The organism is Ruegeria sp. CDSB117, assembly GCF_059611005.1.
Map to the genome: position 1 here is coordinate 196,739 of NZ_JBXWOS010000005.1, position 20,945 is coordinate 217,683.

19 protein-coding genes, 1 pseudogene and 1 riboswitch are annotated in these 20,945 nt (G+C 56.7%); of the genes and pseudogenes, 10 read left to right on the top strand and 10 right to left on the bottom strand.

What is annotated here, in order from left to right; all coding sequences use genetic code 11:
- Positions 1-29: 29 nt before the first annotated feature.
- From AC2FJC_RS08370 to AC2FJC_RS08380, 3 genes are read right to left on the bottom strand one after another with little or no spacing between them, the layout of a single operon-like run.
- The gene (locus AC2FJC_RS08370) at positions 30-827 is read right to left on the bottom strand and encodes an iron chelate uptake ABC transporter family permease subunit (protein ID WP_496739138.1); all 798 of its coding nucleotides are present in this window, start codon (positions 825-827) and stop codon (positions 30-32) included.
- Complete coding sequence (locus AC2FJC_RS08375) at positions 827-1,579, bottom strand: metal ABC transporter ATP-binding protein (protein WP_496724895.1); 753 nt, start codon at positions 1,577-1,579, stop codon at positions 827-829. The genes AC2FJC_RS08370 and AC2FJC_RS08375 overlap by 1 nt, the downstream gene beginning before the upstream one ends.
- A 2-nt stretch (positions 1,580-1,581) precedes the next feature.
- On the bottom strand, positions 1,582-2,094 hold the full coding sequence (locus AC2FJC_RS08380) for a Fur family transcriptional regulator (RefSeq protein ID WP_496734856.1): 513 nt from the start codon (positions 2,092-2,094) through the stop codon (positions 1,582-1,584).
- Between the two features lie 56 nt (positions 2,095-2,150).
- Between AC2FJC_RS08380 and AC2FJC_RS08385 the strand changes: the two genes are divergently transcribed.
- The gene (locus tag AC2FJC_RS08385) at positions 2,151-3,203 is read left to right on the top strand and encodes a zinc ABC transporter substrate-binding protein (protein WP_496739139.1); all 1,053 of its coding nucleotides are present in this window, start codon (positions 2,151-2,153) and stop codon (positions 3,201-3,203) included.
- A gap of 238 nt (positions 3,204-3,441) precedes the next feature.
- Here the strand turns inward: AC2FJC_RS08385 and AC2FJC_RS08390 are convergent, their stop codons facing one another.
- Positions 3,442-4,227, bottom strand: coding sequence for a HalD/BesD family halogenase (locus AC2FJC_RS08390; RefSeq protein ID WP_496739140.1), 786 nt, complete (start codon positions 4,225-4,227; stop codon positions 3,442-3,444).
- 475 nt (positions 4,228-4,702) lie between these two features.
- On the opposite strand from AC2FJC_RS08390, the gene AC2FJC_RS08395 reads away from it, so the two are divergent.
- From AC2FJC_RS08395 to AC2FJC_RS08425, 7 genes are all read left to right on the top strand, one after another.
- Positions 4,703-5,467 carry an enoyl-CoA hydratase-related protein gene (locus AC2FJC_RS08395; protein ID WP_496739141.1) on the top strand — a complete coding sequence of 255 codons (765 nt, stop codon included), beginning with the start codon at positions 4,703-4,705 and terminating at the stop codon, positions 5,465-5,467.
- 317 nt (positions 5,468-5,784) lie between these two features.
- Positions 5,785-6,273 carry a CBS domain-containing protein gene (locus AC2FJC_RS08400; protein WP_496739142.1) on the top strand — a complete coding sequence of 163 codons (489 nt, stop codon included), beginning with the start codon at positions 5,785-5,787 and terminating at the stop codon, positions 6,271-6,273.
- A 24-nt stretch (positions 6,274-6,297) separates the two neighbouring features.
- Positions 6,298-7,662, top strand: a complete 1,365-nt coding sequence (locus AC2FJC_RS08405) for an ArsB/NhaD family transporter (RefSeq protein WP_496739143.1) — start codon at positions 6,298-6,300, stop codon at positions 7,660-7,662.
- Between the two features lie 137 nt (positions 7,663-7,799).
- A riboswitch (TPP riboswitch) is annotated at positions 7,800-7,905 on the top strand.
- 33 nt (positions 7,906-7,938) lie between these two features.
- Positions 7,939-8,919 carry a thiamine ABC transporter substrate binding subunit gene (gene thiB / locus AC2FJC_RS08410; RefSeq protein ID WP_496739144.1) on the top strand — a complete coding sequence of 327 codons (981 nt, stop codon included), beginning with the start codon at positions 7,939-7,941 and terminating at the stop codon, positions 8,917-8,919.
- Positions 8,895-10,442, top strand: coding sequence for a thiamine/thiamine pyrophosphate ABC transporter permease ThiP (locus tag AC2FJC_RS08415; RefSeq protein WP_496739145.1), 1,548 nt, complete (start codon positions 8,895-8,897; stop codon positions 10,440-10,442). The genes thiB and AC2FJC_RS08415 overlap by 25 nt, the downstream gene beginning before the upstream one ends.
- Positions 10,429-11,121 carry a thiamine ABC transporter ATP-binding protein gene (locus tag AC2FJC_RS08420; protein ID WP_496739146.1) on the top strand — a complete coding sequence of 231 codons (693 nt, stop codon included), beginning with the start codon at positions 10,429-10,431 and terminating at the stop codon, positions 11,119-11,121. The genes AC2FJC_RS08415 and AC2FJC_RS08420 overlap by 14 nt, the downstream gene beginning before the upstream one ends.
- Before the next feature lie 102 nt (positions 11,122-11,223).
- The gene (locus AC2FJC_RS08425) at positions 11,224-13,056 is read left to right on the top strand and encodes an adenylate/guanylate cyclase domain-containing protein (RefSeq protein WP_496739147.1); all 1,833 of its coding nucleotides are present in this window, start codon (positions 11,224-11,226) and stop codon (positions 13,054-13,056) included.
- Between the two features lie 31 nt (positions 13,057-13,087).
- Here the strand turns inward: AC2FJC_RS08425 and AC2FJC_RS08430 are convergent, their stop codons facing one another.
- From AC2FJC_RS08430 to AC2FJC_RS08455, 6 genes are all read right to left on the bottom strand, one after another.
- The gene (locus AC2FJC_RS08430) at positions 13,088-14,053 is read right to left on the bottom strand and encodes a GlxA family transcriptional regulator (RefSeq protein WP_496739148.1); all 966 of its coding nucleotides are present in this window, start codon (positions 14,051-14,053) and stop codon (positions 13,088-13,090) included.
- A gap of 233 nt (positions 14,054-14,286) precedes the next feature.
- A complete protein-coding gene (locus AC2FJC_RS08435; RefSeq protein ID WP_496724917.1) occupies positions 14,287-15,264 on the bottom strand; it encodes an HpcH/HpaI aldolase/citrate lyase family protein in 978 nt (325 codons plus the stop codon).
- A gap of 45 nt (positions 15,265-15,309) precedes the next feature.
- Complete coding sequence (locus AC2FJC_RS08440) at positions 15,310-16,281, bottom strand: 2-hydroxyacid dehydrogenase (protein ID WP_496739149.1); 972 nt, start codon at positions 16,279-16,281, stop codon at positions 15,310-15,312.
- On the bottom strand, positions 16,281-17,171 hold the full coding sequence (gene sucD, locus AC2FJC_RS08445; RefSeq protein WP_496739150.1) for a succinate--CoA ligase subunit alpha: 891 nt from the start codon (positions 17,169-17,171) through the stop codon (positions 16,281-16,283). Before sucD ends, AC2FJC_RS08440 begins: the two co-directional genes overlap by 1 nt.
- Positions 17,171-18,367 (bottom strand): malate--CoA ligase subunit beta, encoded by a 1,197-nt coding sequence (locus AC2FJC_RS08450; protein WP_170559666.1) that lies wholly within the window; start codon positions 18,365-18,367, stop codon positions 17,171-17,173. Before AC2FJC_RS08450 ends, sucD begins: the two co-directional genes overlap by 1 nt.
- A gap of 28 nt (positions 18,368-18,395) precedes the next feature.
- Positions 18,396-19,637, bottom strand: a complete 1,242-nt coding sequence (locus AC2FJC_RS08455) for a pyridoxal-phosphate-dependent aminotransferase family protein (RefSeq protein WP_496739151.1) — start codon at positions 19,635-19,637, stop codon at positions 18,396-18,398.
- 220 nt (positions 19,638-19,857) lie between these two features.
- On the opposite strand from AC2FJC_RS08455, the gene AC2FJC_RS08460 reads away from it, so the two are divergent.
- Together AC2FJC_RS08460 and AC2FJC_RS08465 are read left to right on the top strand one after the other, a co-directional pair.
- Entirely contained in the window at positions 19,858-20,487 is a 630-nt protein-coding gene (locus tag AC2FJC_RS08460) for a response regulator transcription factor (protein ID WP_496739152.1), read from the top strand.
- 27 nt (positions 20,488-20,514) lie between these two features.
- Positions 20,515-20,694: pseudogene (locus tag AC2FJC_RS08465) on the top strand (transposase); the annotation flags it as partial.
- Positions 20,695-20,945 lie beyond the last annotated feature (251 nt).

The following is a 20,945-nucleotide window of genomic DNA, read 5'->3' on the forward strand; positions in this document are numbered from 1 at the left end:
TAACATCGGTTGCAGTTTCCAGGCGGTTTTCAGGGCTTGGTATGGCGTTGCCATCCAAGCAGGCTAAAACAGGCAAACAGAATGGCGGCGACGCAGACGATGGAAGGACCTGCGGGCGTGTCGAAGACATAAGCCGCTCGCAACCCGGCCACAGCAGATGTCGCCCCAATCGCTGCAGCGATCAGAGCCATCGTTTCCGGTGACCGTGCCAGACTCCGCGCCGCTGCGGCCGGTATTATCAGCATTGCCGCGATCAACAAAACGCCCACGACCTTGATGGCGACTGCCACCGTGATGGCCAGTGCAAGCGTCAAAATCAGTTGTTCTCGCTTGGGGTCGAACCCGCTGGCATACGCCAGTTCCTCGTTCAACGTCGCCGTCAACAACTGGGACCAACGCCACGCAATCAAAACTACGACCAGTGCAGCGCCACCCCAGATGACGGCCAGATCCGAACGGGAAACGGCCAGAATGTCGCCAAACAGATAGGCCATCAAATCAATCCGGACACCGGAGAGGAATGAGACTGCCACAAGACCGAATGCCAAGGCGGAATGCGCCATGACGCCCAGCAACGTATCCATAGCGTAACCACGACCTACCAACAGTGTCACGGTCAGCGCCATCAACAAGGCGACGGCCAGCGCGCCTGTAAAAATCGACATCTGAAACGTTAGCGACAGGGCGACGCCAAGAATGGCGGCGTGCGCTGTGGCATCGCCGAAATAGGCCATACGGCGCCACACCACAAAACACCCCAACGGCGCTGCAGCAAAGGCCACGCCAACTCCGGCCAGTGTGGCCCGGGTCATGAAATCATCAAGCATTATTCTGCGGCTTCCTGAGAATCTGTTCCATGGTCATGATGATGATCGTGGTTGTGATCATGATCATGGCGGTAAAGGGCAAGGGCACCGCCTGTTCCGGTTCCGAACAGGGCGCGGTATTCGGGGGCCGAGGCCACGACCGCAGGTGAGCCCTCGCAGCAGACATGGCCGTTCAGGCAGATCACCCGGTCCGAGGCGCTCATCACCACGTGGAGTTCGTGGCTTATCATGATGATCGCGCACCCTGTTTCCTGGCGCACGTCTTCGATCTGGCGATAAAACGCAGCCGAACCGGGCTGGTCCAACCCTTGCGTGGCTTCATCCAGCAACAGGATTTCGGGCCGGTTGATCAAGGCTCGCGCCAGCAGCACGCGCTGGAATTGTCCGCCCGAAAGCTGTGACATCTGGCGCTTGAGCAGATCGGGCACTCCGGCTGTTTCCAACGCAGTCGCGCAATCCTTCTTTGAGGCGCGATGGGTCAGCCGCATGAACCGTTCGACGGTGATCGGCAAGGTCGGGTCGATATGCAGCTTTTGCGGGACGTAACCAATTCTCAGCCCCAGCTTTCGCTTTACCCGCCCGGCAGACGGTTTGATTGCACCGATTATGGCGCGCAGCAGGCTTGTCTTACCCGAACCGTTAGGGCCGACGATGGTCACGATTTCACCAGGTTCGACCCCCATGTTAATGTGCCGTAACACGGTATTGGCCCCATAGCTAACGCTGAGGTCTTCTACGGTAATCAGGTTCATTTCTACGCCTTTTCGGTGCAGTCGGGGCAAACGCCTTCGGCTTCTACAACGGTCCGCTCAATCTCGAAACCCACCGCCCGCGCGGCTGCGCCCAGCTCTCCTTTCGCGGGTGTTGAATGTGCTTCGGCCACGGCATCACATTTCCTACAAATCATGAAGGCCGGGGAATGCGTTGCCCCGGGATGCGCGCAGGCGACAAATGCGTTCAACCGTTCGATTTTGTGGACAAACCCGTTCTCAACAAGAAAATCGAGGGCGCGATAAGCCACCGGCGGCTGCGATCCGAAGCCTTCGTCGCGCAATCGATCAAGGATTGTATAGGCACCCAAGGCCCGATGTTCCTGCAGCAGCATTTCCAAAACCTTGCGCCGCACGGGAGTCAGCCGCAAACCTTCTTCTTTGCACCGGGTCTCGGCAACGGTCAGGCTGCTTTCGACGCAGTGCGCGTGGTCGTGCTTTTGGAATCCGACAAGGGCGGAGTCTTCGGCAGGTGCAGGTCTCGTCTCACTTGTCATGTTATTCCATATCATATATGCCACTCGCAACGTTATAAAATCACATAGAGGGTTTGATGTCCAGAAAGCTTCTTCCTGTTTCGATCACGGCTGCGTTTATGGGGGGCACAGCAATGGCCGATGTCCCAAATGTTGCAGTTGATATTGCACCGGTGCACTCGTTGGTGGCGCGCGTGATGGAAGGTGTTGGCACACCTAACCTGATCGTACAAACCGGCGCGTCCCCGCATGAATACAACCTGCGCCCTTCTGAGGCGGCTGCCCTGCAAAATGCGGATCTGGTATTCTGGATGGGCGAGGACCTGACCCCATGGATGGAAGGCGCGGTAGAGACCCTGGCCAACGGCGCGACAGTCACCCCCCTGTTGGAAGTGGATGGCACCGTCCTACTGGATTTCCGCGAGGATGCGCTGTTCGAGGCGCACGATCATGACGATGAAGATCACGCCGAAGAGGAGGAACATGACGATCATGGTCACGAGGATCATGCCGACGACAAAGACCATGACGATCATGACCACGAAGAGCATGCCGAGGGTGAAGACCACGATCACGAGGCTCATGCAGAACACGACGACCACCATGACCACGCGCATGGCGATCATGATCCGCATGCCTGGCTTTCGCCCAAAAACGCCGACACCTGGCTGAACGTGATTGCCGCGCAGCTTTCCGCAGCGGACCCGGACAATGCGGGTGCATATTTCGCAAACGCGGCGGCTGCGCGCGAAGAGATGGCAGCCCTCTCTGCTGAAGTAAGTGCAACTCTGAAACCTGTACGCGGAAGCAACTTCATCGTGTTCCACGATGCCTATCAGTACTTCGAGAACGCCTTCGACATCCCCGCGTCGGGTGCGATTTCGCTCAGCGATGCGTCGGTTCCAAGCCCGGCGCGGATTTCAGAAATTCAGGTGCGCATTCGCGAAGAAGGGATCAATTGTGTTCTGTCAGAGCCGCAATTCAACCCCGGCATCGTCGCCACTGTTTTGGACGGAACCGAAGCAAATACAGGTGTGATAGATCCGCTAGGTTCTGATCTTGAACCTGGGGCCGAACTGTACCCGCAAATGATCCGGAACATCGCAAAAACTTTGGCGGAATGTCTATGACCTGACCGGGCAGCCCGTTTTGGCATGAAAACCCAGAACGGGCTGAACATAGCCGGGGACACCAAAGCATCTCGGACACTTGCTTTTTTTGCGTTTCAGTGCTCGGGGTATTCGCCCGTTTGGGAACGCACCCAGATGTCTTATTGAGTTCCCAACAGAACGACGCAGTCAGAGGCTTTAGCGGTGTCCGGATTAACGATTCTGACACTGGCTAGGGTCAGGCATGTGCCATCTCAGATCACGACGCGCGCCCGTAAAACCCGATGCGTTCTTCGTCTGTGAACTGAACATTTGGCCGATCATAAAAGGAAAACACGGCGATCATGCGGTCGCGGTCGCCTTGAACAGGCGAAACGCGGTGCGCCGTGTTTTTGCCTTTGAAGATGTTCAAAGTCCCCGGTTGCAGATTCATGAGCGTGGGCTCGCGCCGACCTTCCAGCAATTCAGCCACCCCGTCATAATTTGGGTTGTCATCACTACGTAGGTCCTTTTCGTACTCGAATTCACCGCCCGCTAACGGCGCTTGCAACAGCAGCGTTGTGGTGAATTCGGACCTGTCGAAATGCCAGTTCAGGGCCTGCCCGGCTGAGTAAGCCATGACGTTCACGCGGGCCAGCGGATCATCCATCACAAAAAGCTTTGGCTTTTCCATGACCGCAGCCAGAAACTGCGCAAATGGCGGCCATTCATACAGACGGATCACAAAGGCTTGCCCCAACTGATCGGCACAAACCGTCCTGTTAGACGTCTCAAATTGCGTCAGGGCCGGATGGCCGCGGCCGAGGCCCTCGATAGACGTCCTGAAATAGATGTTGTGCCGTCGTGCATGGACAAAAGCCTCTTCGGCAAGAACCGGTTGCAGCTCAGACACCGCCGATTCCAGCGCACTGTCGCGAACAAAGCCAGGCAGGTTGAAAAGTCCATTCTCAGAAAGATCGGCTTTGCAGCGTTCGATCAGGCTGTGCCAGGCCATGCTGCCCGGCTGGTCCAGCGGATACAAATCTAAGTTTATGACATCACGCATCTTCGACCCTCCCTGCCTTTTATCCTGAGTAGGACTTGAAATAGGGTTTTATCAATAGATAGCCTTCTTTGGGAGCATAAGAATTTCAAAAGCTCTGACCGGAAACGGATTGCCCCGCGGAAAGCGCCTGTTCTTGAGGGCGCTTGTTTAGTAGAAATGGCGGCGATGGATTTAAAGTCGGAGACCCTCATCAGGATGAGCATGTCGCCGATCCCTTTGCGGCAGGATTACCGGATAGCTTACGCAAAAAGACGTAGATCTCCTCCAGATGTAAAAATAGTCGTAGCTGCGCTGCATAGTTAAGGCACCACTGAATTCAACAGTGGGGATCAATCTGGCACACTCGCCCAGCGACGTGAGGTAACTGCCCTGATTTGTTGACGCAGGCTATTTCCCCGCATACGAACTTGCCCACAAGCAGGAAACCCACAGCCGACGCGGCACAAATTCCGCCGGGCATCCAAGGAATAACGCCATGAGCGAACATATTATCATCAGCACTCAGGGTCGCGTCACCACAGTCACGATTTCTCGCGCAGACAAGAAAAACGCGATCACTTTTGCCATGTATACTGCGATAGCTGAAGCCATCGAAGAATACGGTCAAACCGATCAAGCCCGGGCGCTGATCATCACTGGTCAAGGCGATATGTTCACAGCCGGAAATGACCTGCAGGACTTTATGACAGGGGGGCTTCCGGCGGGTGACGCCGAAAACCCGATTGTTCGGTTCCTGAATGCGATCCGGGATTGTCCGAAACCCCTGATCGCCGCAGTAAACGGTTCTGCAATTGGCGTTGGTCTAACCATGCTGCTGCACTGCGATCTGGTCTATTCCGCGGACAGCGCTACATTCAGCGCGCCATTTGTCCAACTGGGCCTGGTGCCCGAGGCCGGTTCGTCAATGCTTCTGCCTGCGTCCCTCGGCATGGCTGTCGCCAATGACGTCTTGCTGGCCGGGCGGGTTTTGACGGCGTCCGAGGCCCTGAACCATGGGTTGGTCGCGCGCGTATTTGCCGACAATCAGTTGATGAGCAAAGTCCAGGATATCGCACAAGCCATTGCGGCCTCATCCCCGGTAGCGCTCAAACAGTCCAAAGCCCTGATCCGCAATCAGCGTGACGAAGTGGCCGGACACATGGCCGCAGAAATCAAGATCTTTGCTGCGCAACTACAGTCCCCCGATTTTGCCGAGAGTATTGCGGCCAAACTGCAAAAACGCGCACCGAATTACAGCTGACCGGCGCCTTTGAGCGATTACGGCTTTCCACGCCCCGACGGCAACCCGGACTAGATGTAACGGCAACTGAGGCACAAAACGCCGCTGACGCAAACCCAAGCTGAAACCAACCTTCAGTCATTGGCCAACGTCGCCAATGACGGAAGGTTATCAACTTAATTTCATTACCGGGCTGGTCAATTCCGCCCGGCAATGGAATCAGTGCGCATCAACAAATTTTGATTCGTCCTGACGCGCTTTCACAAGCCGAAAAGGGCGTGCCCTGTGGCTTTTGGATTCCGTTTCACCCGAAAGCCGCGTGAAGTCAGAGGAAAAGCATGGGCCTAACCTGCTATGACGTGATGGTACCGTCTGAGGTACAAAAGACCATTCTGCCGGATGAAAGCATCGCCACGGCCTTCAACATCATCAGGGGCAGCCGGGCACGGTTTCTACCTGTCGTGGCCGAAGACGGAACTTATGTTGGCATCTTTACTGCCCCAACGCTGCTGAAACTGATCCTGCCGAAAGCGGCGACAATCGGTCTGAATGACGATGCGTCGCGCGTCGCGATCGACTCGCTCAGCTTCATGAACCTGACGCGGGAAGATTTCGAACAACAGATGGAGCGGCTGAAGACCGAAAAGGTTCGCGACAACATGTCGAGGCCCTCGAACATCCCCGTTGCTGCACCTGATACGCCGGTGATGGAAGGTATCTTCCTGATCTACAAATTCAAACGGCACGTGATCCTTGTTGAGCCCGAAACCAACCGTTTCGTTGGCACCGTAAGCGCCAACTCGCTTTTGGATCGCGCACTCAGCTAACCCTATACAAACCGGACTAAAACCTTGGCTACGCATTCGACGTCACACGGAGAGGCCGCTCTCTCTGTTCCACAACTATTGGGCATTGATCCGCTTTGGATCGCGACCGGAATTCTGATTTTGGTGTATGCGGTCCTGATCACCGAAAAGGTTAACCGCGCCATTCTGACGATGCTGGGCGCGTCCCTAATGGTCCTGTTTGGCATCATCAATCAGGAACAGGCCGTGGCGGGTGTGGACGCCAACACGCTGGCACTGCTTATCGGCATGATGGTCATTGTGGGGATCACCAGCAAATGCGGATTGTTCCAATACGTGGCGATCAAGGCTGCAAAAGCGGTGAAAGCCAACCCAACCGGCATCCTGATCATGCTGACGCTGATTACGGCGGTGTTCTCGGCCCTGCTGGACAACGTGACGACCGTTTTGCTGATCGCCCCGATTACACTGCTGATCACTGAAGCCCTGGAAACGCGTGTGTTCCCGTTCTTTGTCGCCGAGATCCTGGCCTCGAACGTGGGCGGAACAGCGACGCTGATCGGTGACCCGCCCAACATCATCATTGGCTCGGCCGCAGGACTTAGCTTCAACGATTTCGTGGTGAACCTGGCGCCTATCTCGGCCATATGTCTGGTTGTCCTGACCGGCATTATTTACCTTATGAACCGCAAGGAGCTGGCCCGCATTCCGAAATCGGCCAGCGATCGGATTATGGGGTTCAACGAATCCGAAGCGGTTACTGATGTTGTCTTGATGATCAAGTCTCTGGCCGTATTGGCTCTGGTTTTGCTGGGGTTCACGCTGGGGCACAGCTACGGCATTCAGCCCGGTACGTCAGCGTTGGCCGGTGCAGGCCTGTTGATGCTGCTGGCTTATGGCCATCAAAGCGGTGAAGAACAGTCAGAGTCGGTTCACCACATCTTTGGTGAAGTTGAATGGGTCACGATCTTTTTCTTCGGCGGGCTGTTCGTCATTGTCGCCGGTGTTGAACATGTTGGCCTCTTGGCGTTCTTCGGTGAAAAAGTGTTGGAGCTGACCCAAGGCGACATGATGTGGACCGCGTTCTTCATCTTCTGGGCCTCTGGCATCCTGTCGGCCATTCTGGACAACATCCCGTTTGTGGCAACGATGATCCCTCTGATCGAATCCACCGCGGATACATTTGGCGGCGAAGACGCGATTGAACCCTTGTGGTGGTCGCTGGCGCTTGGCGCCTGTCTGGGCGGCAACGGTACTCTGTTGGGGGCAAGCGCCAACCTTACGGTGGCTGCTTTTGCGGAAAAGGCCAAGCAGCCCATCGGCTTCATCGCCTTCGCCAAAATTGCATTCCCGATCATGATCCTCACCCTGATGATCGCGAACGTCTATATTTGGCTGTGTTACTTCTGACCTATGGCCCTTTGAACCAAACGTATTACAGGTTCAAAGGGCGTCCGACTCCGGACAGGTTTACTTGCCCGCATGCGACACGCACCGCGCTGAGGCACCGAATTTGGTTGTCTTTCTAGCCAATCCCCCCTAGTGACGGCCTCACCTCGGGGAGCACGGCCTGCCGCGCTGAGATGCTTATCAAGCGAACCCGTAGAACCTGAACCGGCTAGAACCGGCGGAGGGAAGGGTTTCGGTTTCATCCATCCTTGCCCTCTCGCCGCAATGGAGGATGACATGAAACATCTGCTAATTGCTGCGGGACTTCTGAGTGCAACTACGGCTATTGCCGCCGACAAGCCTCAGCTTACCGTTTACACCTATGACAGCTTTGTATCCGACTGGGGCCCCGGCCCGCAGGTCAAAGAAGCTTTTGAAGCGGTCTGCGACTGCGAGTTGAACCTTGTTGGTGTCGAAGATGGTGCCGCGCTGTTGTCGCGTGTCCGGCTTGAGGGTGAAAACTCTGACGCCGACGTCGTGCTTGGGCTGGATACCAACCTGATTGCGGCGGCCCGGGAAACCGGCCTGTTTGCGCCCAATTCCGTCTCTGCCGACTTCGCGCTGCCGATCGAATGGACCGATGACACGTTCACACCGTATGACTGGGGCTACTTCGCCTTCGTTCACAAAGCGGATGCGACAGCGCCTGCAAACTTCCGGGAACTGGCGGACAGCAACACCAAGATCATCATCCAGGACCCTCGCTCGTCCACGCCCGGTCTGGGCCTGCTGATGTGGGTCAAAGCGGCTTATGGTGACGAAGCACCCGAAATCTGGGCTGGTCTTTCCGACAACATCGTGACCGTTACCAAGGGTTGGTCCGAGGCATACGGCCTGTTCCTTGAGGGCGAGTCGGACATGGTTCTCAGCTACACAACATCTCCGGCCTATCACCTGATCGCCGAGGATGACGGCAGCAAAGCCGCGTCAGCTTTCGACGAAGGCAATTACTTGCAGGTCGAAGTCGCTGCAAAGCTGGCTGCAACAGATCAGGCCGATCTGGCGGATCAGTTTTTGCAGTTCATGGTCTCAGACGCGTTCCAGCAGATCATTCCAACAACCAATTGGATGTATCCGGCCGTAACCCCGGCAGAAGGTTTGCCGAAAGGGTTCGACACTTTGACAGTGCCGGAAAAGTCGCTTCTGTTCTCTCCCGATGAAGCCGCCGCGGTGCGGGATCAGGCCCTGGCAGAATGGCAGAACGCGCTCAGCCAGTAAGCCCATGGCCCGGTATCGGTGCGGCGGCCCTGGTCGCCGCGCTGATCCTGGGCACTCTTGCGGCGGTTGCACTGCGTGCTGAAACCAGCGGCGGGTTCACTCCCGCCGACTGGGCTGCGCTGCGGTTCACGCTGACCCAAGCCACACTGTCCGCATTGTTCAGCGTGGTGTTGGCCGTGCCGGTTGCGCGGGCTTTGGCACGTCGGAGGTTCCCCGGCCGACGGGCTTTAATTGCGCTTTTGGGCGCCCCCTTCATCCTGCCGGTCATCGTTGCCATTCTGGGTTTGCTGCAAGTTTTTGGCCGGTCGGGGTGGATCTCGGACATCCTTGGCATTTTCGGCCTGCCGCCCATACGCATCTACGGCTTGCATGGCGTCGTACTGGCGCATGTGTTCTTCAACCTGCCCTTGGCCACTCGCCTTGTTTTGCAAGCCTGGCAGGAAATTCCTGCCGAACGGTTTCGCCTGGCCGCACAACTGGGCTGCAATGGCATGGCCATGTTTCGACTGATCGAGATGCCAATGCTCAAACGGACCCTGCCCGGGGTTCTTGCAGTAATCTTCGCCATCTGCCTGACCAGTTTCGCCATCGCCCTCACCTTGGGCGGAGGACCAAGGGCTACAACGATCGAACTGGCGATCTATCAGGCCTTCACCTACGATTTCGACCTGGGCCGCGCCGCCCTGTTATCCGCCCTGCAACTTGCCCTGACAGCTGCGACCGCTTTAGTGGCGCTGAAGTTTTCGCGCGGGGAAGGTTTTGGAACAGGCCTTGATCGCGCTTTGCGCCGCTGGGATGGGGGTGCGCCGACGATAGATGTATTCTGGATCGTCGCAGCGGCCGTCTTTTTGCTACTGCCTTTGGCATCGGTCGTAATTTCGGGAGTTGCCGGGTTGTTTGACATGCCCGCAATCGTTTTTCGAGCCGCGTTGATCTCGGTCCTTGTTGCCGCTGCAAGTACCGCTGTCCTGCTTTTGCTTGCTTTGCCCATGGCCACCGCCGTCGCGAGTGGCCGTTACGGGCTTGTGGAACTCAGCGGCATTTTGGGTTTGGCGGCATCGCCACTGGTCATCGGTACGGGCCTGTTCATCCTGATCCGGCCTTTGGCAAACCCGACAACATTGGCTCTGCCTGTCACTGCTTTGGTGAATGCCGCGATGGCCCTGCCCTTTGCTTTACGCATTCTGGTCCCCGCGGCGCGCGACATAACCGCTAGGCACGGACGTCTCGCGCTTTCATTGGATATGACAAAATGGACGTTTTTCACGCACATCTTGCTACCACGCATGCGTCCGCAGATCGGGTTCGCCGCTGGTCTTGGGGCGGCTCTGTCAATGGGTGATCTGGGCGTGATCGCACTGTTCGCCGATCCGCAGATCGCGACCCTGCCCTTGCAAATCTACCGCCTGATGGGCGCCTATCAGATGCAGGCGGCTGCCGGCGGGGCATTAATGCTGTTGCTGCTGTCCATGGGCGCATTCTGGCTATTGGACCGAGGAGGGCGCTGGCATGCTGAAGCTTGACGACTGTGTGATTGAAAACGGGAATTTCACCCTAAACGCCGATATTCAGATCGAGGTTGGCAACAGCATTGCCATTATTGGCCCGTCCGGTGCGGGCAAGTCCACATTGCTGGAGACCATCGCGGGATTTAGGGACCTGAAAAAGGGCCAGATTTTTTGGGGTGGGCAACAGATTTCCAACTTGCATCCCGGCAAGCGCCCTATGGCGATGCTGTTTCAAGACGGAAACCTGTTTCCGCATCTGACGGCTGAACAAAACATCGCCCTGGGCCTGCGCCCAAACGGTCGGTTGTCCGCAGACGAGGATGCACAGGTTCAGTCCGCTCTGGGCCGGGTTTCTTTGCATGGTATGGGCGCGCGCAAACCCTCGGAACTGTCCGGAGGACAGCAAAGCCGGGTTGCCCTGGCCCGCGTACTTGTGCAGCGGCGCGAACTGTTGCTTTTGGACGAACCGTTTGCCGCCCTTGGGCCAGCCCTAAAGGTCGAAATGCTGGATTTGGTGTCCGATCTGGTAGCCGAAACCCAAACGACCCTATTGATGGTCAGCCACGATCCGCAGGATGCACGCCGTATTGCCGACCAGACCGTACTTGTGGCAGACGAAACGGTGCATGCCCCCGTTCAGACAGCGAAACTCTTTGACAACCCGCCGCCAAGCCTGCGTGCCTATCTTGGCTAGCGGCGATCCCGCCTGAGACGTCAACGAGACGTTGTAACGGGTCGCCAAGCTAAATATCGTTCAAAGATGGTCAACGAAGACAAGCATACGCAGCACACTGGCGTGATCGACAAAAGCGCCCGGGCGCAAAGCAACCGCCAGACAAGGTTAAAGATCCGAATTTCCACTCTGCTGGCGCTGACCATTGGCGGACTGGTGGCAATATCGGCCGGCGCGGTTCTGTTGGTTTCGACTTATGCCAATTTTCAGAACACGACGGAACTGTTGAATACGTCTGCCGCGATGATCGTCGAATCCATCGAAGACGATATCTTTAGCCTGACGACACCGATCGAGGAACTGGCACAATCCCTACAAGAAGACGCAAGCACGGGTGAAGTCGATCTGCACGACACCGATTTTCTGAAAGCCTACTTCAAAGGCGTGGTGGCTTCGGTCCCGTATCTGACAGATCTTGCCATCGTGTATCCTGACGGCAGTCTGTTCATTTCAACACATGTCACCGATGTTGAGGGGCCACGGTTAATAACGTCATACGAGCCTCCGGCTGCAGGCACGCTTCAGTATCTTAAAGATGTTAAAGGCTATGATGGTTTGTTCTGGAACGAACCCTTCTTTGACCAGGGCCGGACACATATCTCAGCGACTGTACCTGCCTATAAAGACGGTATTTTCCTCGGGGCCGTGCTCGTTTCTTCTACCGTTCACCATTTCTCGAGCCTGGTCGACGAGTTAAGCGGGAAATACGGGGCAACCGGTTTTGTTCTGTACGGTGACAACCGCGTTCTGGCCCATCCCAAATTGCTGAACCTGTCTGCAAACACGTTAAGCTCAAACGCCCCCTTGCATTCGGTCGCAGCACTTGATGACGCGGTCATCTCACAAATGCTGATGCAGCCACCCGAGTTTCAGGGCAACGATGGAACATTTGTCGGATATGTGGTCGAGGCGCTGGACGGAGAACACCTGGTTTTGACAAGCATCGTCAGCGGCTTCGGATCTGAGCCGTGGGTGATCGGGCAGTATTCTCCACTGAGCGATTGGAGCAACCAATGGTCCCGGCTAAGTGATGCCGCCTTGGTCAGTCTTGGTTTACTGATCGCTTCGGTCATTGCGGCGCTTGTGTTGGCCAGACGATTGGCGGCACCCATTCACAGGTCGACCGAAGAAGCCATCAAAATCAGCGAGCTGAATCTGAACCAGATCGACCACCTGCCCCCCTCTCGGGTCTCAGAACTGAACCTTCAGGCTGTGGCCTTCAACAAGATGCTCGACGGGCTGCGCTGGTTTGAAACTTATTTGCCCCGAACCCTTGTACGGCAAATGTTAAAGACCGGAGACCCTAACCTTGTGTTGCCGCGCGAAGTCGAATTGACCGTCATGTTCGCCGACATCGTGGGGTTCACACCCGCATCCGAGGCCATGTCGCCACAAGCCACGGCAGCAATGCTGAACCGGCATTTCGAGATCCTGAACCGCTGTATAGAAGCCGAGGGCGGAACGCTCGACAAATACATCGGCGACGCGGCGATGGCGTTCTGGGGGGCGCCCCAGGACCAGACGGACCATGCCGAACGCGCCTGCCGGGCTGCAATGGCAATCAAGCGATCTCTGGCTGAGGCTGGTGTCGAGTACGGCGTCAAAATCGCGGTGCACACCGGGCCGCTGATTGTCGGCAATATCGGGGCCGTCGACAGGATGAATTACACGGTGATCGGCGACACAGTGAACACCTGTGCCCGGATCGAGACCCTGGTAGGCGAGCTGCCAAGTGACGAGCAAACCACGATTTTGATCAGCGATGCCACAGCCCGACTGATCAGCCCGGCTTTTCATCTGATCGACTGTGGCGAATTCACTGTCAAAGGACGTTCAAGGAAAGTGAATGTCTACCGCCTTTGCGATGCAGATAAGACCCTTGGCCCCTCAGCATAACCTGCCAGGAATTCCAGAGGCTGTATAATGGTCACTCCGTGCGCCGCAGTTGTTTTGGTGTTTTGCCGTATTCGGCCTTGAATGTCTGGGCAAGCGTAGAGGTTGACGCAAAACCGCAAGCAATGGCGATGTCAATAATCGGCATTTGCGAGTTCGAGACCAGGGTAAACGCTTTTTTCAACCTGATCTTTCTATAAAATTTTCCGGGCGATGTGCTCAGGTGCAGCATGAACTGACGCTCTAGCTGCCGGGTGGATACGCCCACGCGGCGGGCAAGGCTGGCCGTTGGCAACGGGTGTTCGGTGTTTTCTTCCATGATGCGGATCGCGTTTTGCAGCCGCTTTTCCAGGAAATTCGGGTTCGCGCTCAGACCTTTGGGTTGCTCTTGCGCGTGGCCCCGAACGTCGTTCAGCATCAATTGGCAGGCCAGTTCAGCCCTGTCTTGAGGCTCAAGAACCTCGGCAAGAACGCCGATGATCGCCTCGGCGGTATGACCGTGCCCGGCGCAAGTCAGCACTGTTCCATTTCGGGCAACAAGACTTTCAGAAAGCATGGGGTAATCCCCTATCTCACGCAGCAACCCAATGTCGCGCCAATGTGCCGTGACCGGCCCGGATTGTTGCACTGTCGCCTTGATGTATTCGCGTGCCGCGTCCGAAAACAAGGCAACCGGTCGTTTGTGTTTTTGCATTGCCCGGACGCGTCGCAACCATGTACTGACATTTCCCAATTGACCGCCCACGACACACAGGCAATCGCTCAGATACTGGTCAGAGATGGCAGGCGTTGCCCGCACAATCAGGTCTGAACTGCTGGACACCAAGCCGGGCGTGTCCGACGTAATCTGCCACCGAAAAAGATCGCGGTTGAGAACATCGTTTGCCGTCTGCAAAACGGCAATGATGGATGACAGCTCCAGATAGGCAAATTCCGCCTGAACAAAAATCTCGAAAGTTATCTGCTGTTCGGTCTTCGATTTGTCTGTGGGTGCTAACATTCGACGAGATCTTGTTGTTCTTTATCAGCGCAATATCCCCTTTCAAGATCCAATCAATCTTTAGGGCAGCCGAACATCAATTGGCGAGGACCTAGTTTGAACCGATCGTGGGGTTGAAAGCAAGGAACAAGTCCGCAGGGGTTGTCGCGGCCATGCGTTTCCGATCGTAGTCGTAAAATCGAAACGCAGGGTCTGAACGACCCCGCGCCAAGTGATGCTTGGTCTACCTTGGTTTATGCCGCTGCTATCTGGCCTGCCTTTTCGACCAATACTTCTGCCTGACGGATCGAGGCATAGTCGATCAATCGTCCATCCAGCGACACGGCACCTTTCCCGGATGCCTCGGCCTCGGACATGGCGATAAGGATACGCTGCGCTTTGTTCACCTCGGCGTCAGATGGGGACATGACCTCATTCGCCAATGCAATCTGGCTGGGATGGATGGCCCATTTGCCTTCGCAGCCCAGAACGGCCGCACGTTTTGCCGCAGCCTTGTAGCCGTCAGGATCCTGAAAGTCTCCGAAAGGCCCGTCGATTGGGCGCAGACCGTTAGCACGGGCAGCAACGACCATGCGGGCTAGTGCATAGTGCCACATGTCGCCCCAATGAGTCAGACGGCCACCATCAGCATCCGCGTCTGTCAGAACCGAATAATCCGGGTTCACCCCACCGATGATCGTCGTCCGCGCGCGGGTAGAAGCGGCATAATCGGCAACCCCAAAATGCAGGCTTTCATTGCGTTTTGAGGCGGCCGCGATCTCGCTGACGTTCTGCATGCCCAATGCAGTTTCGATAATGTGTTCAAAACCGATCCGCTTCTTGTATCCTTTGGCATCCTCGATCTGAGTGACAAGCATATCAACAGCATAGACGTCTGCGGCGGTGCCTACCTTTGGGACCATGATAAGGTCCAGCCGCTCACCAGCCTGTTCGACCACATCGACCACGTCGCGATACATGTAATGGGTATCCAGCCCGTTGATCCGAACCGACATGGTTTTGGAACCCCAATCGATATCATTCAGTGCCTCGATGATATTCTTACGCGCCTGTTCCTTTTCGTCCGGGGCAACAGCGTCTTCGAGGTCAAGAAAAATGACGTCCACATCTGATTTCGCGGCCTTTTCGAACATACCAGGCTGGCTGCCCGGAACGGCAAGTTCGCTGCGGTTCAGGCGGGCGGGTGCCTGGTCGATGGAATGAAAGCTCATGGTTTGGGTCCTTCGTCTTTTGGTTCAGAGTGATCGGGGTTGGCCTCAGATCACGCGATCTCGGGGCGCGCGTCCGGCGAAAAAGTCGTTGAGGTTATCCAGAACGCGAAACCCCATCGCTTCGCGCGCCTCGCGCGTGGCGCTGCCCAGATGCGGCAGCATCACGAGGTTGTCGCATTGCAACAGGTCCGGGCTGATGCGGGGTTCGCCATCGAAAACATCCAGCGCCGCTCCGCCGATCATGTCAAACATCAGCGCCTGGATCAGTGCCCATTCGTCGATCACCTCACCGCGCGCGGTGTTGATCAGAAAGGCGTCGGGTTTCATCAGGCTTAACCGGCGCGAGTTGATCAGGTGCCGGTTCGCAACACCACCTGGGCAATGCAACGAAACGAAGTCACACTGTGGCAACAGATCGTCAATCGTATCTACCTGAGTTGCGTTGCATCGGGCCAGTACATCCGGCGCCACCTTGCTGCGGTTGTAGACAATGATATCCATCCCGAACCCGTGGTGCGCCCGGCGGGCCATCTCTTGTCCGATGCGGCCGTAGCCGATGATGCCCAGAGTTTTGCCACTGACCTTGGTGCCCACCAGATGTGTAGGCCGCCATCCGGTCCAGTTGCCCGAGCGCAACTCACGCTCTCCCTCACCTGCACGGCGCGCCACCATCAGCAGCAACGTCATCGCAATATCAGCAGTGCATTCGGACAGAACGTCAGGCGTGTTTGTAACCGTCATGCCCAATTCGCGGGCCGCGGGTTCGCAGATGTGGCTGTAGCCGACCCCGTAATTGGCAAGGATCCTGGTTTGCGCCGCTGAAACGTCCAGTGCCTCGGCGTTCAACGTATCTGTGACGGTGGGCAACACCGCATCATAGTGTTTCAAGCAATCCCGTATTTCAGCCGGGGACATGGGCTTGTCCCCGGTATTCAGAACGACGTTGTAATTCTCGGCCAACTGCGCCTCGACGGCAGCAGGCCAGCGACGGGTAACAAGAACCGAAGGTTTAACCATTACGCAGCCTTTCCCATGACGCGGGCGATGGTATCGCCGATGACCGCGGGATTTTCAGCGACCGTGACGCCGGCTGCCGAAAGGATTTCGACTTTCTCGGACGCGCTTTCGCCAAAGGCCGAGATGATCGCGCCCGCGTGGCCCATCGTCCGGCCTTTGGGTGCGGTCAAGCCTGCGACATAGGCGACGACGGGTTTGGTCACATGATCGCGGATGTATTCCGCGGCTTCGGCCTCCTGCGGGCCACCGATCTCGCCGATCATGGCGATGACTTCGGTACTTTCGTCCTGTTCGAACCGCTCAAGGATATCGCGGAACGAAGATCCATTGATCGGATCACCACCGATACCCACGCTGGTCGAAACGCCAATACCACGTTCCTTGAGTTGGGCCGCAGCCTCGTATCCAAGCGTCCCCGAGCGGCCAATGATTCCGACATTGCCCGGCAGATAGATGTGTCCGGGCATGATCCCCAACAGCGCTTTACCTGGGCTGATTGTACCCGCGCAGTTTGGTCCGGTCAGCACCATGCGTTTGTCTTTGGGATAGCGATACATGTAGCGCTTGACCCGGATCATATCCTGCGCCGGGATGCCATCGGTGATGCACACGCAATAGCGAATACCTGCGTCGGCGGCCTCCATGATGGAATCCGCGGCGAACGGTGGGGGTACGAAAACAAGGCTGGCATCCGCTCCGGTGGCTTCGACGGCCTGTTTGACGGTGTCAAAAACCGGCACACCCTCGACGGTTTCGCCGCCTTTGCCGGGGACAACACCGCCAACGACGTTTGTGCCATAGGCCAGCATGTCCTTCGTATGAAAGCGCGCCATGCGTCCGGTGATGCCCTGAACGATAACCCGTGTGTCGCGGTCGAGGAGAATGCTCATTACACAGCCCTCATCTTGGTGTTTTGGGACAGATCGTTGCGCCACGCGCCGACAGCGCGTTCTGCGGCCTCCATCAGAGTAGTGGCGCGGATGATCGGAAGACCGGATTTGGCCAGAATTTTCTGGCCCTCTTCGACATTCGTTCCAGCAAGGCGCACAACGACCGGAATGTCGATCTCGATCTCGCGCAGTGCCTGTACGACGCCTTCGGCAACCCAGTCACAACGGTTGATCCCGGCGAAGATGTTGACCAGAACCGCCTGAACATTGTTGTCCGACAGAACCAGCCTGAACGCCTTGGCCACTCGTTCTGGAGACGCGCCACCGCCAATATCGAGGAAGTTTGCGGGCTCTCCTCCGGCCAGTTTGATCGTATCCATCGTGGCCATGGCCAAACCGGCGCCGTTCACGATGCAACCGATATTGCCCTCTAGCCCAACATAGGAAAGACCGCGATCCGCCGCGCGGCTTTCGCGCGGGTCTTCCTGGCTTTTGTCGCGCAGTTCAGAAATCTGGGGATGCCGGAACAGGGCGTTGTCATCAAAGCTCATCTTGGCATCCAATGCCAACACGCGGTCGTCACCTGTGACGACCAGCGGGTTGATTTCAACCATCGTGGCGTCCAGTTCGCTGAACGCGGCATAGCAGCCCTGCAATGTCCGCACCATTTGCTGAACCAGACGCGGTTCCAGCCCAAGGTTGAACGCGATCTCGCGCGCCTGAAACTCTTGCAGGCCCACAGCGGGTTCCACAATAGACCGCACGATGCTGTCGGGGCGCTCGGCCGAGATGTCTTCGATCTCCATCCCACCTTCTGACGAGGCAACGATCATCACCCGCTGGCTGGAGCGATCCAGCACGAAGCCCAGATAAATCTCGCGGTCGATAGGCACGGCAGATTCGACATAAACACGGTAGATACCCTTGCCCTCGGGTCCTGTCTGATGTGTCACAAGCTTGCGGCCAAACAGGTCGTCACAGGCCTGGTAGATCTCATTTTCAGTGTTGCACAGCTTGACGCCACCCGCCTTGCCGCGGCCGCCGGCATGAACCTGCGCTTTGACAATCCACTTGTCTCCGCCCAGTTCACGCGCGCGGTAGGCCGCCTGTTCAGGGCTGTAAGCCAAAGCGCCCGACGGCACGGCAACACCGAAATTCGAAAGAACCTCTTTCGCCTGATATTCATGAATATCCATCTGCAATCCTCCCGTTCATGCAGTGTGATTAAGCCGCGATCGACGTGCCGTACCGGCTTTCGAGCAGCGCCTCGATCTCTTCGAATTCGATCTGACCGCCCAGTTCCCGGATGGCCTCGGCAAATAGACGCACGATGCGGCTGACGGCCTGTCGGTTGAGCTGATTGAGAATGCCAATGCGAACCTGAACCGGCACGCTCAGCGTCGGCCAGATGCCAAAGCCCTGTGCCCGGCAATTCTGCACCAATTCCATTTCGCGACCAGCCAGTTCCGGCGGCAGGTTGAGCACAACAAGGCTGGGCATATCCGAGGTCACCTCGCACCCCATGGCTGTTACGGCGTCGCGCAGCACGCGCTCGTGGGTCTTGTAGGATGCCGACCGTCTGGCCAGACCTTCCTGCAATGTCAGACGCAGGGACTCATGGAACGCGGCGACGGCGTATCCGGAATGCGTTCTGTGATAGGTCCCTTTTTCAACATCCTGACCGTCTACAATGCCCCAGTGCCGGGCTTCGAAAATCGGATTGTGTACGTAAGTGTAAGCGCCATTGGTCCTGAGGGCTTCGATATAGGTGTCCGTAAAACTGACGGGCGCATATGTCAGAGGCAGGCAACAAAGACCCTTTTGTGGGCATGAGGCCCAACCAGCGATCCCCGGATAGTCATCAATCGAAAAGTCCTCGACGCCCAGCGACGAAACCGCATCGATCAAACCCATGACGTCGTGGCGTTCACACGCCTCCGAAAACCCGCGCAGGTCGTTAACACGGCCAGACCCGGTTTCCCAATGCGCCATGAAAGCCCATTTGGGCTTGTGTTCCGCCAACGCGTCCTCGGCCATTTCACCAGTCACCGGCTGACCATGCGGAACATCAATCACTGTGACACTTGCTGCCTGAGGATCCAGCGGATTGGCGGCATGTTCCTCTGGTGTGGCCGCCTTGATCCGCAAAGTCAGCGCGTCGATCCCGGAGAAGGTTCCGTTGGCAAAGGCCACGACCTTGTCACCGGGCATGACGGCAGAGAACATGGTGTCCAGCGCGCTCCAACCTGTCCCGGCGACGGCGAAAGTATATGCGTTTTGGGTGCCCCAGACCTTGCGAAGCATGTGTTTGCATTCAACCATGCCCCTGAGAACATCGCCCTGCATGTGATCGGCCACGCCCGCGTTGGTGAAAGCTTGCAGAACACGTGCATCCGTATTGCCCGGCCCGGGACCAGCGGCCAAGGTCTCGGGGATCTCAAGCGGAGGGAAAATCTGAAATGTCATCGGTTGACGTCCTCGGCATTTGAAGGGGCACCTGGGCCCATTGGGTTGCATTGCCAATTAGGAAACGCGGACTTGCCTCGTGACACAACGTAACTTACTACTGCTTTAGGATGGCTATTTGGGTGGGAAATTTCCCACCCGTTTAGGTAAAAATACAAAGGTATACTGAAGTTCCACCTACCTATACGGGTAGTTTTTGCGGAAATTGGACAGAAATCAGATGGTTGAAACCGTACAGACACCGATTGACGTCATGCTGGCCGACAGCAATCCTCTGGTCCTGTCGGCCATGTCGGAGATCTTTGAACGCGACTCACGATTCTCGCTTGTTGCGACCTCGGCGACGGCCGAAGGCTTTTTGGGGACGGTGATGCGGGTTCCGGTGAAAGTCGGGGTTATCGACTGGAATCTTCCCGTTTTGGGTGCAGCCAAACTGATTGAGGTGCTGCGCGAACAGGCCAATGCACCACGGTTTGTCGTTTACGGCGATACGTCCGGTGACGTTCCAAGACTGGCAATGCAAGCGGGGGCCGCCGGGTTTGCTGCGCGATCTGGCGAGGTCGAAGGCTTGCTGAAAACCTGTGCAGACGTCGCCGATGGCAAGATGGTGTTTCCCTTCGTTGACGTCCGCAAAATGCAGCAGGACCCCATCCAAAGCCTGTCCCGCAAAGAGCGCGCGATTCTCGAGGCTCTGGCACAGGGTATGTCCAACCGGGATTTATCGAAGGAGCTTCAGATTTCCACCAACACGGTCAAATTTCACTTGTCCAACATTTATGAGAAACTGGCCGTAAAGAACCGAACCCAAGCGATTGCATACTACTATTCATCTCGGTTGTCGCGCGAGTAAGCCAAGCGTTTCCCGGCTTAGCCGCCCATGAAAGTGCTGCTCAGATCACCGCTGAGACAAACGACCGGGTTCGTCGCCAGTCTCTTGCACCTGATCGGGTTGAAAAGATCTATTCCGGATTTCAGCACACAGTGTCGACGTCTAAAGACGCTGAACGTGAGAATACTGTGTCATTGTTCCAAAGGTCCATTGAAACCCGCGGTCGATCGAGCTGCAGCAACGTCAAAGATGCTCGCACGTTGCCGAAGTTTCTGGATCAAATTCCACCAGAATAGCCAATCGGCTCTGTCACGACCGAACTGTGCGCGGGTAATCTGGACTGAGACACAGCCTCAATGGTTGTCACTGTACATGAGGCACTTTGCGAGAAACGCCAATAGAGGCACATTCTAAACTGGGTTGCGACAATTCCCCTATCTTGCTGAAAAGCAAGGAGAACAGAAATTGGCCCACACGGA